The following is a 15,586-nucleotide window of genomic DNA, read 5'->3' on the forward strand; positions in this document are numbered from 1 at the left end:
CCATCCCCTCACTCGGTTTCTGTGCTCGGCGCACCGAGCAGCAGGCTCACGTTCTGGCCGCCGAACCCGAACGAGTTCGACAGCGCGTACCGCGGCCGCGCGGCGCGCGGTTCCTTCCGGACGTGGTCCAGCGGGCATGCCGGGTCCGGGTCGTCGAGGTTGTACGTCGGGGGCAGCAGCCCCCGCTGGACGGCGAGCGCACTCGCGGCGGCCTCGACCACGCCGGAGGTGCCGAGCAGGTGGCCGGTCAGCGCCTTGGTGGAGCTGACCGCGGGTTGTGCCGCGCCGAAGACCAGTCCGATCGCGGTGGCCTCGGCGACGTCGCCGAGTTTCGTGCTGGTCCCGTGGGCGTTCACGTAACCGACCAGCTCCGGCTGAATGTTGCCGTTGGCAAGCGCCGCCCGCATGCAGGCGGCCGCACCGGTGCCGTCCGGACGTGGCGCCGTTGGGTGGTGGGCGTCGGAGTTGACGCCGTACCCGGCGAGGTCGGCGTACCCGCGAGCGCCGCGCGCCCGGGCGTGCTCGGCGCTCTCCAGTACCAGCAGCCCGGCGCCCTCGGAGAGCACGAACCCGTTGCGCCGCAGGTCGAACGGCCGGCTGGCCTGCGTCGGGTCATCCCAGCCGCGCGCCAGCGCTCTGGCGTTCGCGAAGGTCTCCGCGAACGTCGGGAACAGCGGCGCCTCGCTCGCTCCGGCCAGTACGACGTCCGCCTCGCCGGCCCGGATCAGCCGCACCGCGTCGGCGATCGCCTGCGCCCCGGAGGCGCACGCCGTACCGACCGAACTGGTGTAGCCGCGGAAGCCGAACCGGATGGCGACCCGGGCGGCGGGCATGTTGGGCAGGATTCCGGTCAGCAGGTAGGGACTGACAGCAGCCCGCCCCCGCTCGGCGCGCGCCAGCACCTGGTTCTCCAGCGTCGCCATCCCGCCGACACCGCCGATGATGACGCCGATCCGATCCGGGGCGACGTTCTCCCCCACGACGAGTCCTGCATCTTTGAGAGCATCCTCAGCCGCCAGCTGCGCGAGGATCACCGTTCGGTCCATCACCTTCCCGTCCGGGCCCTTGGTGATGTCGCCCGGGTCCACCTCGCCGACGAACCCAGCCAGCTCCACAGACCCCGCCACCGGATGTCCTTCCGGCGGCCGGCTGATCCCGGAACGCCCGTGCAGCAAGGCGTCGAAGACCTCCTCGACCCCACGCCCGACGGGCGTCAGCAGGCCCATCCCGGTGATGGTCACCCCACCCCGAGTACCGGCCCCCGTCACGGTCCGACCTCCGCAAGCCGGTCCTCCCGAAGCGCCACCTTCCGAACCTTCCCGGTCACCGTCACCGGAACTTCATCCCGCCCGACAACGCTCACCCGGCGAATCGTCCCCGCGACCTCCTCACCGACAGCCGTCCGGACCGCCGCCTCGAAGTCACCAGCACTGTCCGACTCCAGCAGCACATCCGTCACGAACCCATCGCCCTCGGGCACCACGATCACCGTGCAGTCCTGCACCTCCGGCAGCGCCGCCAGGATCCGCTCCTCGGACATCGACGTGTACAGCTGCGGCCCGTCGAACCCGGCCACCGCGTCAGGAATCCGGTCCAGGTGGAAGTAGTTCCCACTCGCTGCCCGATAGGCCAGGTCCCCGGTCAGGAACCACCCGTTCAGCCGGAACCGGTACGTGTTCACCGAGTCGTTCCAGTACCCCGGCGACACCGACGGCGACCGGAACCCGAGCAGCCCCGGCGTACCGTCCGGCAGCTCGTTGCCCTCGGCATCCAGTACGACGGCCGTCGCGAACTGGTACGGCTTCCCGATGCACCGCCCGTAGTGCTCGCTGTCCGGCGTGTGCGTGACGTGGAACCCGTTGTGCCCCATCTCGCTCGACCCGAGCCCGTCGACGAAGTGCGACCCCGGCACCAGCACCCGGCCCTCGCGCGTCACCGTCTCCCGTGACCCGGCGGCGACCAGCTTGCGGATGTGCGGCTCGTGCGCGCAGTCGCCGGTGTTGAACCACATCCGCACCGATTCCACGGCGTACCGGCTGAGGTCCTCGCGAGCCAGCCCCGCCCACGTCACCGCGAACCCGTAGACACCGCGCGGTTTCCACCGCTCGATCGCCGCCAGCACCACCGGCGCGTCCTGGCTGGACAGCAGCAGCATCTCGGCGCGGTTGCCGAGCACCTGGTTGACCATCAGGATCGTCGCGGTGTGCGGGATCGGCAGTGCGTTCAGGATCCTGTCGGTGCCCTGCGCCTGCGGCATCGTCAGCAGGTGCTTGAGGGCGGCATACAAGGTGGTGTGCGTGTGCAGCACGGCCTTCGGTACGCCGGTCGTCCCGCTGGTGTGCGTGATGACGACCGGGTCGTCGCGGTGGTGCCGGTAGTGCTCGGGTGCCTTGGCCGGGTCGCCGCTGCCCAGATCCTTCGGCGCGCCGAGGAACGGTCCTGCCAGCAACTTCTGATGCGCGGCGTCGGCGAGGACTCCGTTCACCCGCAGCCGGCGGATGTACTCCTCGGCGATCTCCGGCGCCATCTTCCCGTTCAGCAGCGCTGGGATCGCGCCGACCCGGGTCAGCGCGAGGAAGCTCAGCACGATGTCGGCCGCGTCCGTCGCCCAGATCGCGACCACGTCGCGGCGGCCGATCCCGTGCGCGTGCAGCCAGGCCGTCCGGGCCTGCACCCGGTCGTCCAGTTCGCCGAGCGTGAGCGGGTGCTCGGCCGGGAAGTGGTCGACCGCGGTGTCGAACGTCAGGCCCGGCCCGTTCAGGTCGGCGCCGCGTGCGATCACGGTGGCCAGCACGTTGCCGGTGCCGACGGACGGATCCGCGGCCAGCTCGGCCCGGAGGCTCTTCTTCACTGTTCTCCCCCACTCACCAACAGGGCGACCGCTGTGTCGCCGGTACTTGCTTGTTCGACCAGGACGATCAGGACCTGCTCGGCTTCCCCGTCGGCGAGCAGCAGCGCGGCCTCGTCGAGACCGGTGCGGTGCGGGTCGGACGACGGACTGACGCAGACCACCGGACCGTGCAGCCCGAACCGGCTGGCGACGTACCCGGCAACCGAGTTCGGCACGGACTGGAAGAAGTAGAGCGGCCCGATGCGCTTGCCATTGGCAACGGACTCGTGGACGTGCTGGGCGCTGTCCAGGTCGCCGGTGCGGCTGACCAGGACGATGCCCGTGCTCTCCAGCGGCGTGGTCTGCGCGAAGCAGCGCTCGGCGACGACCGCGACCATCGGGCTGAACGTCGACCCGACGAATCCCGGCAGCGCGGGCGGGCCTGCCACGGCGTCGTCACCCGGCTGCGGCCAGTGACTGGCAGTGACCACGACGGGGTCCGGGAGTCCGAGCGTGAGGTTCATGCAGCACGCACCAGCAGCGCGGTGTTGGCGCCCCCGAAGGCGGCGTTCAGCGTCATCCCGTACGCCGACCCCGCGGGTCGCGGGGCGACGGTGATCACGTCCAGCGCGCAGTCCGGGTCCGGCGTCGTGAACCCGGCGGTCACCGGGAGCTTGCCCTCGCGCAGCGCCTGGATGGTGAGGACCAGCTCCAGCAGCCCGGAGGCCTCGAGCGCGTGCCCGTGCACGGACTTCGTCGAGCTGACCGGTACGTCGGCCGCGAACACCCGGTTGATCGCGGCGGCCTCGGAGGCGTCGCTGTACGTCGTACCGGTCGCGTTGGCGTTGAGGTAGCCGACGACCTCGGGCGGGAGCCCGGCCCTCTGCAGCGCGGACTTCATCGCCCGCGCGAGACCGCGCCCGTCCGGATCGGGGCGGCACGGGTGGTAGGCGTCGCCCGCCCGTCCCCACCCGGCGATCTCCGCGATCCCCTCCCCGGCTTCCAGTACGACGGCCGCGACGCCGTCGCCCAGCAGCAGCCCGCGCCGGCCGAGGCTGAACGGCCGAACGACCCCGTCGTCAGCAAGCGCCCGTCCCGCGTCGAACAACGCGAACTGATCCGGCTCGACCAGGTAGCCGGCGGCAACCACCACGCGATCGACCAGCCCCCGGCTGATCAGCGAGGCGGCGTCGGCGACCGCCGTACTGGCTGAGACGCAGGCACTCGTGTAGATCCGTCCAGCACGAGAAGCCAACGCCCGTACGTCGGCCCGGCTGTGCACCGCCAACATCAGCGGCGCCCCCGCCCGCTGTCCGGGCGTCAACCCCGCACAGGCCCCAGCCACGGCTTCAAGTAGTTCCTCCTCCAACACCCCGGCGTCCCTGGCAGTTGCCGCCCGCACAACCCGCCGCCCCGACGTGTCGAACCGCAACACGTCGGCGAACGCGGAAGCCCCCGTCAAAGCCCCGGCCAACTGAGCCTCAGGGCCACGCCCCAACGCACTCATGACAGCCATTCCCGTGACAGCCACCGGCCGGGACTCACCCATGAGAGCTCAGCACTTCCGCCAGCACCGCGACCGCGTCGTCGATCGTCTTGATCCGGTCCAGCTGGTCGTCGGTCAGCTCGACGGCGTAACGCTGCTCGATCTGGTGGACGAGCCAGGCCAGCTCCATCGAGTCGATGCGGTTGCTGCCGGGTGGGCGTTCGCCCAGGCCGGAGAGCCAGTCGACGATCTCCGCGCGACCGGGTGGGAGGGGGACGGTCTGGCTCATCAGACCTGCTGCGCAACCCGGCCGGCCACCTCGGTGGTGAACTCGCCGACGGTCATCAGCGCCAGCTGCTCGGACTCGTCGTCGGAGAAGCGCACCCCGAACCGGTCCTCGACCCGCACCGACAGGTCGGCCAGCGCGAGCGACTCCAGGTCCACCCCGGCCGGGCCGAGCGTCGTGCTGTCGTCGACGCCCTCGACGTCGTAGTTCATGTCCACCAGCTGCGCGAGCACGAACTCGCGAACCTCGTCCCTCATCGCGTTACCTTCTCCCTGTGAATGAACCCCCGGACTCCCCGACGGAGCCCGTGCACGTCTGGCTGACCACGACCGGCGAGGATCCCCGCGCGACCGCCCACCGGCTGGTGGAGCAGCTCGCGGCCTCCCTCGGCCACCCAGCCCCCCTGCACCACACCGCCACCGGCCAACCCACGGTCGACGGTCTGCACGTCTCCCTCACTCACACCACCGGCGTCGCCGCCGTCGCGGCCACGCGGCTCGGCCCGGTCGGCATCGACGCCGAGCTGCGCCGCGACCTCCCGGTCAGCGCGATGGCCCGCCGCTGGTTCGCCCCCGCCGAGCACACCGACGACCCCGAGACGTTCCTGAAGCTGTGGACCGCCAAGGAAGCAGTCGGCAAGGCCCTCGGCCGAGGTCTGAGAGGCAGCGGCCTGAGCCGCAAAATGCCCGCCGACCTGCTGACCAGCAGCAACCAAATGCCGCTGATCGCCCAAGTAGTCCCCACCGAACGCGAGCTGGCAGTCGTTCACATCCCCGGCGACGTGGTGCTCGCGGTGGCCTTCCCAGCCGTCGCGCGTGAGCTCGTGCTCCATCACGGCACCGCCTTGCGCAGCACCGTCAGATCCCGCACCAGCTTCCCGGTCGTTGTCCGCGGCATCTGATCCAGCAACCGCAGCACCCGCGGCCGCTTGTACGACGCCAGCTGCTGCGCCAGCTCCGCCTCCAGCGACGGGATCTCCCGCGGCTGGTTCAGCTGCACGTACGCCGTGATCGCGCCGTCGTACACGACGACCGCCGACTCCACCCCGCGCAACGTGTTCAGCGTGTACTCGACCTCGGTCAGGTCGACCTTCAGCCCGCCCACCGACACCTGCGAGTCCAGCCGCCCCCGGATCGACACCAACCCGGTCGCCTCGTCGACAACCCCGGCGTCCTTGGTGTGCAACCACCCGTCGGCCCAGCGCGCCGGGTCCGACAGCCCCAGGTACGGCGACTCCGGCCGCCGGATCCGCAGCTCGCCGTCGACCGCGCGCACCTCGATGCCCGGCGCCGGCCGGATCTGCGGCCGGTGCGCCCCGAACAGATCGGTGCCGATGACACCGACCTCGGTCATCCCGTACATGTTGCCCAGCGGTACGCCGTACTTGTCCTCGAACGCCGACGACACCGACGCCGGGACCAGCTCTCCACCGGTGGTCATCCGCTTGAACTGCGGCAGCGACGGCGGTTCCTCCACCGAGGCGAGCAGCCCGATGTGGAACGGCACCCCGAGCACGGTCGCCGGCTTCTTCCCGCCCGCGATCGCGTGCAGGATCGCGTCCCCGGTGAGCCGCGCGGGCGGTACCAGCTCGACGCCGGCGTGCAGCCCGTACAACAGCCCACCGACCAGCCCGAGCACGTGCACCATCGAGGGCAGCAGGATGATCCGCTCGCCCGGTTCCGGAACCCCGTCGATCTGCGTGTACCGCAAGACCTCCTCGACCAGGTCCTCCGCGGTCCGCCCGATCACCTTCGACGGCCCGGTCGACCCCGAGCTGAGCTGGACGACGGCGTGCGACGTCCCGGCCGGATGTCCGGAGTACGACGCGACGTCGGTGTCGATGTCGACGAACGTGCGCAGCCCCGACGGGACCGGCCGCTGCGGCTGGACCACCACCTGCGGGACCAGCCGCTCGATCGCCCGCCGGACCTCGTAGTCGGTCAGCCGGTGGTCGAGCAGGATCGCCTGCCCGCCGCTGCGCCAGACCGCCAGCAAATGCGTCACAAAGGCCATTGACGGTGGTAAACGCAATGCGGCGGCACCGCCGGCCCGTAAACCGGACTGGGCCAATTCCACCTGCCGGTCGCGGACCAGCCGGCGCAGCATTCCGCGGTCGACCGGGGTCGGCAGCGAGAAGCACACGTCACTGGCGGGTCCGGCCAGCAGCACATCGTCGACCCACTGGGCGCCCACAGTGGTTCCGGGCACCACGACAGCACCGTCCATGGTCATGAGGGCTCCGAGTTCGCCTTGAGTACAAAGGATTCGAAGCACCAGCACCCCCACCAAGGCCTGGCGATGCCGTGACGATACGACACCGGGTGACGGGTGCGCTACAGACCCACAGTGATAGCCCTACTACCGAAAGCGACCTGCAGTTTCGGCCCTGCAGAACGTCTCAGAAAGCAAACATTGAATCGACAAACAAACCACAGAAAATAGATCTACCGGTTAGGTTTTGCCCTGCCCTCAGTGCTCGGCAAGGGTCCGCTCCCCGAGAAATTTCTGCCACTCCTCGTGCCGCTCGACCGGCCGGAAGCCGAGCTGGGCGTTGACCGCGTTCATCGCGGTGTTCTGCTCGCCGTTCCAGGTGTGCACGACCAGCGGTTCGGGGTGGTCGTGCTGCAGCTCGCGGTGATTGCGGGCCTTGAGCCCCAACCCGAGCCGGTGGCCGCGGTGCGCCGGCGCGACCAGCGTGCCCCACTGGAACACCTTGCCGGCGTCGTGCTCGCTCCTGACCAGCTCGGTGTGCCCGGCCAGCGTCCCGTCCGGCGCGACCGCGACCGTGGTCCAGGAGTGCCGGGCCTGGGCGGCGTTCTGGGCCTCGGCCTGCCGAATCCGCGCCTCGTCCCACCGCTCGGCCTCGACCTCGAGCTCACCCTGCGGCGCCTCCAGGACGAACATGCTCTGCAGCGCCGCGAACGCGTCCACCAGGTCGTCGGGGCAACGATCCCGCCAGCTGCGCAGCTCGTACGCCGAGTGCCGCTCGGCAGCCTCCGCCGCCAGCCCGTCCAGCACGGCGTCCGCGAGCGGCAGCTCCAGCACCCGGTGCACCTCGAAGTTCGCCGCAGCGAAACCCAGCGACGTCGCGAAGGCCTGCCCAGCGGTCGGCCCGGCCGCCTCGATCGGCACCTCGACCTGCGACACCAGCACGGACCGGTCCAACTCGGCCGCCCGCTGGTCGAGCAGCTGCCCGAGAGCCCGCCCGTACCCACGCCGCCGTACGTCGGCCCGGACGCCGATCACCGCGCCCAGCCGGAACGTGTTGTCGGCGAGCGGCACGTCCACCTGCATCGCCCCGGCGATCGCGCCCGCCTCGTCGCGCACCGCCCAGATCTCCCGCGCCCAGTAGGCGTCGTCGCGGGTCATACTGACGCGCAACTCCTCCCGGGCCCACCCCACCGGGTACTGCCGCCCGTCGTCCGCGGCGACGCTGAACACGTCGTACCACTCGTCGAACGCCCTGCCGTCGTGCTGGTCCACTCGCTCCGGTGTGCTCACCCGATTCACTCTAGGGAGCCCGGCAGCAGGCCAGCCAACCGTTTAAGCGGGTGCGCCCAGCTTGCCCAGGGCCACAGCCACGCGTCCGTCAGCCTCGGCCAGCGCCTCGCGGGCGGCCGCGACCGGGCTGCCGGTCAGCAGATGCACCAGCGCCGGCTTCAGCTCGCCGTCAGCCTCGGCCAGGGCCGCGGAGCACGCGTCCTGGTCGGCACCGGTGGCCTCGGCCAGGATCCGCAGCATCCGGCCGCGCAGCTTGTTGTTGGTGGCAACCATGTCGACCATCAGGTTCGACCAGGTCCGGCCGAGCTTGATCATCAGCGTGGTCGAGAACGCGTTCAGCACCATCTTCTGCGCGGTGCCGGCCTTCAGCCGCGTGGACCCGGCGATCACCTCGGGCCCGGTGTCGGCGGCGATCAGCACGTCGGCCAGCGGCGCGAGCGGCGCCTGCGGGTTCGACGTGATCAGCGCGGTGCTCGCGCCCACCGAGCGCGCGTACTTCAGCGCACCGGCGACGTACGGCGTACTGCCGGAGGCCGCGAGGCCGATCACGACGTCCAGCCCGGTCACCCCGGAGGCGTCGGCGGCGCCACCCTCCTCGGAGTCCTCGACGTTCTCGACGGCGCGCAGCAGCGCCGGCATGCCGCCGGCGTGGTGCGCGACGACGAGATCGTCGGGCGCGTGGAAGGTGGGCAGCAGCTCAGCGGCGTCCAGGACCGCCAGGCGGCCCGACGTACCGGCTCCGAAGTAGTGCACCCGCCCACCGGCCCGGACGGCGGCCACGGCCGCGTCCACGACCTTGGCGATCTCCGGCACGACGGCACCCACCGCGTCGGCGACCCGGGCGTCCTCGGCGTTCATCATCCGCAGGATCTCGGCGGTCCCCACCGCATCGATCGCGAGCGTCCGGGGGTTGCGCGCTTCCGTGGGTGTCGTCACATCTCGATGTTAGTTTTCTACTGAAGGTTTTTCAATTCTGTTGATCGTTGACGGACGTCTTCACCCGGTGCCCGCGGACCGCGGTCGCGGTCTCCTCGAGCGCCTTGCGGGCGTCCGGCAGCACCGACTGGGCGACCCCGATGAACAGGCAGTCGATCACCATCAGCTGCGCGATCCGGCTCGACATCGCCCCGGACCGGTACGTCGTCTCGCGCGCGGCCGTGGTCAGCACCAGATCGGCCGTCTGGGCCAGCGGCGAGCGCGGGAAGTTGGTCACCGCGACCGTGGTGGCGCCGTGCCGCTTGGCCTCCTCGAGCGCCTCGATCACCTCGACCGTGGTCCCGGTGTGCGAGATCCCGATCGCGACGTCGTCGGTGTTCAGCAGCGCGGCGCTGGTCAGCATCACGTGCACGTCGGACCAGGCGAACGCGACCCGGCGGATCCGGTGCAGCTTCTGCTGCAGGTCGAGCGCCACGAAGGCGCTCGCCGCCGCGCCGTACAGGTCGACCCGCGGCGCCCGGGCGACCGCGGCGACCACCTTGCTGAGCTGGTCCACGTCGAGCTGCTGGGCGGTCTCGCGGACCGCCCGCTCGTCGGCGAACGCGACCTTGCCGACCACGTCGTCGAGCGAGTCACCCGGCTCGATGTCGCCGCCGACCTCCGGCCGGACCATCTCCTGGGCCGACTGCGCCGCCAGCTGCAGGCGCAGCTGCGGGTAGCCGGGGACGCCGATCTGCTTGCAGAACCGGATCACCGTGGTCTCCGAGGTGGAGGCCACCTCGGCCAGTTCGGAGATCGTCATCGCCGCCACGCCGCCCGGGTCCGCGAGGACCGCGTTCGCCACCCGCTGCTCGGCCGGGGCCAGCGCGGGCATCACCGCGCGGACCCGGACCAGCAGCGGCCCCGTGGGTTCTGGAGAGGTCGTGGAAGTCATGACGCCACGGTACGGCGAATGAGCACCCGAAGGGGTCACCGACGCGAAAGTCTCCAACCTGTTGCGGTAAAAGCCTCCGGGCTGCGCTCACCGTCGAACACGACCTTGCGGCCGTCGGTGAGCTTCACACCGTCCACGTAGACGCCCCGGCCCTGGTACAGCGGGTCGGAGGTGTAGCGCCAGCGCAGCGTCTGGTTGCCGCCGGGAACGTCCGCCGACACCTGGTGCCAGTTCCGGTCGCCGGAGCCGCTGATCGAGCCGTCGAAGTCCGTGACGGTCCCCCGGTCGCGGACCGTGAACGGAACCTTCGTCCAGGTCGTTCCGTCGGTCGAGCTCTCCAGGTACAGCAGGTCGGTGTCCTCGGTGTCCACGAACAGGTCGAAGGCCAGCTTCGCCCCGGCCGCCGGTACGGCGACGGGCAGCGCGAGCGTGGTGGTCGCGGCGTCCGTCGTACCGGAGAACCAGGCGTCCTTGCCATGCCGCGGGCCGACGCCGAGCGACAGCGCCAGGCCCTGCACGACCGCACGCCGGGCCGGGTTGTTGCTGCCCCAGTTCCGGCTCGGGTGGACCCGGTTGCTGAGCAGGATCGCGAACGAGCGGGAGTCGAAGTCGATCACCACCGACGTCCCGGTGTAGCCGGTGTGGCCGGCCGCGCGGGGACCGGACAGGCCGCCCATGTACCAGCGCTGGTTGAGCTCGAAGCCCAGACCGTGGTCGTTGCCCGGGAAGCCCTGGTTGAAGTTGGTGATCATCGCGGTGACGGAGCTTTCCTTGAGGATCCGGGCGTGCCGGTAGCTGCCGCCGTTCAGGAAGGCCTGCGCCAGGACGGCGAGATCGTCCGCGGTGCTGAAGACGCCCGCGTGCCCGGCGACGCCGCCGAGCGACCAGGCGTTCTCGTCGTGCACCGAGCCCCAGACCATGCCGCGGTCCGGCGCGACCTGGAACTCGGTCGCGGCGATCCGCTGCTTCTTCTTCGGGTCCGGGTTGTAGCCGGTGTCCTTCATCTGCAGCGGCTTGGTGATGCCGTCGGCGACCAGCTTGTCCAGCGTCTTGCCGGTCACCCGGTGCGCCAGCTCACCGAGCGAGATCAGGTTCAGGTCGCTGTACAGGTAGGTGCTGCCGGGCGGGTTGACCAGCTTGGCGGTCAGCGCCATGTTCATCCGCGACGCCGGGTCCGGCTGCGCGCTCCACAGCGGCAGGAACGCGGGCAGCCCGGTGGTGTGGGTGAGCGCCTGCCGGACGGTGATCGCCGCCTTGCCGTTCTCGGCGAACTCCGGCACGTACGTCGCGATCGGCTCGTCCAGGGAGACCTTGTTCTTCTCCACCAGCTGCAGCACGACGATCGAGGTGAACAGCTTCGAGACCGAGGCCATGTCGAAGATCGTGTCGGTGCGCATCGGGATCTGCTGGTCGGCGGGCAGCTCGGTGCCGCTGCCGTCGGCGTACTTGAGCGCCATCCCGGTCGCGTTGCGGGTGACGATCTTGCCGTCGTGGCCGAGCAGCGTGACGGCTCCGGCGTACAGGGGCTTGACCGTGCCGTTCGGCTTGGTCCAGCCGGCCACCTGGGCCAGCGCGGCGTCGATCGGCGCCGGGTCCAGACCGGCCTTGGCGGGAGTCGAGTCGCGCAGCAGCGTTCCCTTCGGCGCGTAGCCGCTGAACGGCTCGTCGAAACGTCCGGATTTGTTGCCCCCAGCAACTGCAGGGGCGGCCATGGTGAGCATCAGGGACGACACTACCGCCACACCGAGTACCGTCTTGATCACCGGTGGTCTCCCTTGTACAGCAGGTACTTGGCGCGGCGCGCGGTCCACGCGTCGGTCTCGGACTTCCAGGCCGCGACGATCTGCTCGGCGCTCGCGCCGCCGTCCAGCATGGTGCGGAACCGGTCCGAGCCGGACAGCAGGTCGATCCAGCGGCCGGGCGGATTGTCGCCGGTCCGCCAGGCGAAGCCCGGGTAGAGCCGCTTGGCCTCGACGATCATGTGCGTGGCCGCGACGATCGCCTCGACCTTGTGCGGGTCGGTGATCTGCACCTGGACGCCGCCGCAGAGCACGTTGGCGTTCTTGGAGATGAACGGCGTGAAGTACGCCTCCCGGAAGTCGACGCCCGGGATGTTCTTGGCCTGCAGCGCCTGCGCCCACTTGTAGTCGATGTACGGCGCACCGATCAGCTCGAACGGCCGCGTCGTACCGCGGCCCTCGGACATGTTGGTCGCCTCGAACAGGCAGGTGCCCGGGTAGAGCAGCGCGGTGTCCGGGGTCGGCATGTTCGGGCTCGGCATCACCCAGGTCAGGCCGGTGTCGGAGTAGATCTGGTCGCGCTTCCAGCCCTCGACCTTGATCACCTGGAGCTCCTTGAGCCGGGCGCCGTTCGCGTCCAGCGGCAGGTACTCGGCGTTGAACATCCGGGCCAGCTCGCCGACCGTCATGCCGTGCTGCTGGATGATCTCCTCCTTGCCGACACCGGAGGTGAAACCGGGCTTCATCATCGGCCCGCGGGCGTAGCCGCCGACCGGGTTCGGCCGGTCCAGCACGACGAACTTCGCACCGGTCTGGACGGCGGCCAGCATCGCCTCGTACATGGTCCAGATGTAGGTGTAGAACCGGGCGCCGACGTCCTGGATGTCGAAGACGACGGTCTCCACCCCGGACTTCTGGTAGAGCGTGACCAGCTTGGCCGCGTTCGCGCCGTACGCGTCGTAGACCATGATCCCGGTCCGCGGGTCGACGTGGTCGCCCTCGGAACCGCCGGCCTGGGCGCTGCCGCGGAAACCGTGCTCGGGGCCGAAGACCGCGACCACGTTCACCTTGCCGGAGGCGTGCATGGTGTCGACGACGTGGTTCAGGTCGTCGAGGATGCCGGTTGGGTTGCTGATCACGCCGACCTTCTGGCCGGCCAGCGCCTTCCAGTTGTCCTTGGCCAGCGCCTGGGCGCCGGTGGTCACCTTCTTGCCACCGTGCTTGGGCTGCTCGGCGGCAGCGGCGGCCTGGGTGGAGATCAGCGGGGTGGCGGCCAGGGCTCCGGCACCCGCCAGCAGACTGCGGCGCTTCATGAGGGGGGTCTCCTTCGGTTACGGACGGAAGTGAAGGTCGGCCACCACGGGGCGGTGGTCACTGGCCGCGGACTCGGGAGGAACGGTTGCCTGCCGGACGTGGAAGCCACGGCCGACGGTCACGAAGTCGATGCGCTTGACCGGTACGCCGGCCGGATAGGTCAACGGCCCGCCGGTGGTGTCTTCGGCGGCCGTCCAGGCGTCGGTCAGCCGCCGCCAGAGCTTGGCGAGCTCCGGCGCGTTCGCCTCGGCATTGAAGTCGCCGGTGAGGACTTGGAGATCCCGCGCCTTGTCGCGGGCGAGGATCTTGAGCGTGTCGTCGACCTGTGCCCGGCGGACGGCGGGATCGGCGCGGTAGTCCAGGTGCGTCACGTAGACGTGTACCCGGCGACCGCGAACGTCCAGCTCGGCCTCCAGGAAGCCCGGCGCAGGCGCGGGGACCGGGTTCGGGTCCTGCGTGGACAGCCGGGTGATCGGGTGGTTCTCCGTGCGCACCAGCGGGAAACGCGACAGCAGCCCGACGCCGTACTGCCGGCGGGGTTGCCCGGCCGCGGGCGGATCGAGGTCGTAGATCGGCGCGAACCCGGCGTGCATCCCGAGCTTCGTCGCCAGCTCGGTGAGCGTGTCGAGCCACTGGCTGCGCGCGTCCCAGTGCACGTCGACCTCCTGCAGGCCGATCACGTCCGCGTCGAGCGCCTTCAGCGCCTGCGCGGTCCGGTCCAGGTCGAACACGTTGTCCTCGCCGGCGCCCGCGTGGATGTTGTACGACGCGACCGTCAGCCGGGTCTCGCGGGCGTCCCAGGTCAGCCCGTGCCCGAACGGATGCAGCGGCGTCGCCGGGTCGTCGACCGTCGGGACGTCGACCGGCAGCTTGCCCGTCGGCGCGATCTCGCCGGTGATGACCTTGGCCAGCGCCTCCATCGACACCGCGGCGTACGAGTACGTCGCCAGCGTCGTCTCCGCGGTCGGGAAGCGCGACACGTCGTACGGGTCGCGGACGGCGACCACGATCACCGGGCGGCCGGTGGCGAGCAGGTCGTTGACCAGCTTCTGCTGCTTGGCCAGCTTGTCGGTGACGGCGGTGTCCCACGCCTTCATCGTCAGTACGACGGTCAGGTCAGCGGTTGCTGCCGCCGCCACCGCGTCGGCGATCTTCGCGTCGGTCGGCGTCGCGCCGGTGTCCTTCACGACCGTCGTGTGGCCGCGGCCCTGCAACGCCGTCCCGAGCACGGCCGGGGTGTAGCCCGCGACCAGGATCGTGCGCGGCGCGGGTGACAGCGGGAGCAGCCCGGCGTCGTTGCGCAGCACGGTCGTCGTACGGTCCGCGATCTGCTGCGCGACGGCGTAGTTGGCCGGCGTACCGACGACCTTCGCGACCTGCGCGAGCTCGACGTACGGGCGGTCGACGACACCGGTCTTGAGCTTCAGGCTGAGTACTCGCTCGACGCTCTGGTCGATCCGCTGCTCGCTGATCCGGCCGCTGCGCACGGCGTCGAGGACCGAGTTGTAGGCGAGGTCGAGATCGACCGGCATCAGCAACTGGTCGACGCCCGCCTCGAGCGCCCGCAACGGGATCTCGGCGTCGCCGTACTTGTCGCGAACGCCTTGCATCCCGAGCGAATCGGTGATGACCACGCCGTCGAAGCGCAACTGCTCGCGCAGGATGCCGGTCAGGATCGGCCGGCTCAGCGTCGCCGGGTCACCGGACGGGTCCAGCGCCGGGACCACGATGTGCGCGGTCATGATCGAGTCGATCCCGGCCCGGATCGCCGCCTCGAACGGCGGCCGGTCGATCGCGTTCCACTCCTGCACGGTGTGGTTGATCACCGGGATGCCGGTGTGGCTGTCGGTCGCGGTGTCGCCGTGGCCCGGGAAGTGCTTGGCGGTCGAGACGATCCGGCCGTCGCGCTGGTAGCCCTGGACCTGCGCCGCGGTCAGGTCCGCGACCAGCTTGGTGTCGGACGAGAACGACCGGACGCCGATCACCGGGTTCAGCGGGTTCACGTTGACGTCGGCGACCGGCGCGAAGTCGGTCGTGACGCCGACAGCCTTCAGCTCGCGACCACCGATCCCGCCCGCCTGGCGAGCGAACTGCGTCGAGCGGGTCGCGCCGAGCGCCATCGCACCCGGGAACTGCGTCGCCGGAGGACCGACCCGGAACACGACACCGTGCTCCTGGTCGGTACTGATCTGCAGCGGTACGCCGCCGCTGCCGATCGCCGCGGACTGCAGGCCGTTCGACAGTCGGGCGATCTGCTGCGGGTCCTTCACCGAGTCGGTCCAAGCGAAGTAGATGACACCGCCGAGGTGGTACTTGCGGACCACCTCGGCCGGCGTCGCGACGCCGTACAGGTCGGTGTTGCGCGGGTCGGCGGTGCTCGCGGTCGGGCCGTAGGCGTAGCAGACGAACAGCTGGCCGACCTTCTGCTCCAGCGTCATCGCCCGCAGCGTCTCGCGGACCCAGCGGTTGCCCGCTGCCTGGGCCGGAGCCGCGCTCAACGCCGTACCGGCGACTGCCGCCGCCGCGAGGCCGAGGGTCTGGCGTCGGGTGAGCTCCATCC

General features: G+C 70.5%; 14 protein-coding genes. 1 reads left to right on the forward strand and 13 read right to left on the reverse strand.

The features are described from left to right. Positions 1 to 8: 8 nt before the first annotated feature. The 6 genes from AB0M01_RS36070 to AB0M01_RS36095 all read right to left on the reverse strand — a co-directional run bounded on the left by AB0M01_RS36070 (position 9) and on the right by AB0M01_RS36095 (position 4,859). Positions 9 to 1,241, reverse strand: a complete 1,233-nt coding sequence (locus AB0M01_RS36070; RefSeq protein ID WP_363677005.1) for a beta-ketoacyl-[acyl-carrier-protein] synthase family protein — start codon at positions 1,239 to 1,241, stop codon at positions 9 to 11. A 23-nt stretch (positions 1,242 to 1,264) separates the two neighbouring features. Next, positions 1,265 to 2,851 carry a class I adenylate-forming enzyme family protein gene (locus AB0M01_RS36075; protein WP_363677007.1) on the reverse strand — a complete coding sequence of 529 codons (1,587 nt, stop codon included), beginning with the start codon at positions 2,849 to 2,851 and terminating at the stop codon, positions 1,265 to 1,267. Further along, positions 2,848 to 3,354 (reverse strand): beta-ketoacyl synthase chain length factor, encoded by a 507-nt coding sequence (locus AB0M01_RS36080; protein ID WP_363677009.1) that lies wholly within the window; start codon positions 3,352 to 3,354, stop codon positions 2,848 to 2,850. Before AB0M01_RS36080 ends, AB0M01_RS36075 begins: the two co-directional genes overlap by 4 nt. Next, positions 3,351 to 4,121: a beta-ketoacyl synthase N-terminal-like domain-containing protein gene (locus AB0M01_RS36085; RefSeq protein WP_363677010.1), complete on the reverse strand. Its 771-nt coding sequence runs from the start codon at positions 4,119 to 4,121 to the stop codon at positions 3,351 to 3,353. Before AB0M01_RS36085 ends, AB0M01_RS36080 begins: the two co-directional genes overlap by 4 nt. A 250-nt stretch (positions 4,122 to 4,371) precedes the next feature. Then, complete coding sequence (locus AB0M01_RS36090) at positions 4,372 to 4,605, reverse strand: acyl carrier protein (RefSeq protein WP_363677011.1); 234 nt, start codon at positions 4,603 to 4,605, stop codon at positions 4,372 to 4,374. Next, entirely contained in the window at positions 4,605 to 4,859 is a 255-nt protein-coding gene (locus tag AB0M01_RS36095; protein WP_363677012.1) for an acyl carrier protein, read from the reverse strand. The genes AB0M01_RS36090 and AB0M01_RS36095 overlap by 1 nt, the downstream gene beginning before the upstream one ends. Before the next feature lie 17 nt (positions 4,860 to 4,876). Between AB0M01_RS36095 and AB0M01_RS36100 the strand changes: the two genes are divergently transcribed. Next, complete coding sequence (locus tag AB0M01_RS36100; protein WP_363677013.1) at positions 4,877 to 5,503, forward strand: 4'-phosphopantetheinyl transferase superfamily protein; 627 nt, start codon at positions 4,877 to 4,879, stop codon at positions 5,501 to 5,503. Here the strand turns inward: AB0M01_RS36100 and AB0M01_RS36105 are convergent. The 7 genes from AB0M01_RS36105 to AB0M01_RS36135 form a co-directional block, all read right to left on the reverse strand. Further along, positions 5,434 to 6,834 (reverse strand): fatty acid--CoA ligase family protein, encoded by a 1,401-nt coding sequence (locus AB0M01_RS36105; protein WP_363677014.1) that lies wholly within the window; start codon positions 6,832 to 6,834, stop codon positions 5,434 to 5,436. The genes AB0M01_RS36100 and AB0M01_RS36105 overlap by 70 nt on opposite strands. 237 nt (positions 6,835 to 7,071) lie before the next feature. Further along, entirely contained in the window at positions 7,072 to 8,103 is a 1,032-nt protein-coding gene (locus tag AB0M01_RS36110) for a hypothetical protein (protein ID WP_363677015.1), read from the reverse strand. A gap of 42 nt (positions 8,104 to 8,145) precedes the next feature. Beyond that, the gene (gene murQ, locus AB0M01_RS36115; protein ID WP_363677016.1) at positions 8,146 to 9,039 is read right to left on the reverse strand and encodes an N-acetylmuramic acid 6-phosphate etherase; all 894 of its coding nucleotides are present in this window, start codon (positions 9,037 to 9,039) and stop codon (positions 8,146 to 8,148) included. 31 nt (positions 9,040 to 9,070) lie between these two features. Then, on the reverse strand, positions 9,071 to 9,973 hold the full coding sequence (locus tag AB0M01_RS36120) for a MurR/RpiR family transcriptional regulator (RefSeq protein WP_363677018.1): 903 nt from the start codon (positions 9,971 to 9,973) through the stop codon (positions 9,071 to 9,073). 35 nt (positions 9,974 to 10,008) lie between these two features. After that, a complete protein-coding gene (locus tag AB0M01_RS36125) occupies positions 10,009 to 11,736 on the reverse strand; it encodes a serine hydrolase domain-containing protein (protein WP_363677019.1) in 1,728 nt (575 codons plus the stop codon). After that, on the reverse strand, positions 11,733 to 13,025 hold the full coding sequence (locus tag AB0M01_RS36130; RefSeq protein ID WP_363677021.1) for a DUF1343 domain-containing protein: 1,293 nt from the start codon (positions 13,023 to 13,025) through the stop codon (positions 11,733 to 11,735). Before AB0M01_RS36130 ends, AB0M01_RS36125 begins: the two co-directional genes overlap by 4 nt. A gap of 18 nt (positions 13,026 to 13,043) precedes the next feature. Then, positions 13,044 to 15,584 carry a glycoside hydrolase family 3 N-terminal domain-containing protein gene (locus tag AB0M01_RS36135; protein WP_363677022.1) on the reverse strand — a complete coding sequence of 847 codons (2,541 nt, stop codon included), beginning with the start codon at positions 15,582 to 15,584 and terminating at the stop codon, positions 13,044 to 13,046. Positions 15,585 to 15,586: the final 2 nt, after the last annotated feature.

It is taken from the genome of Kribbella sp. NPDC051770 (genome assembly GCF_040681455.1).
Lineage (GTDB): Bacteria > Actinomycetota > Actinomycetes > Propionibacteriales > Kribbellaceae > Kribbella.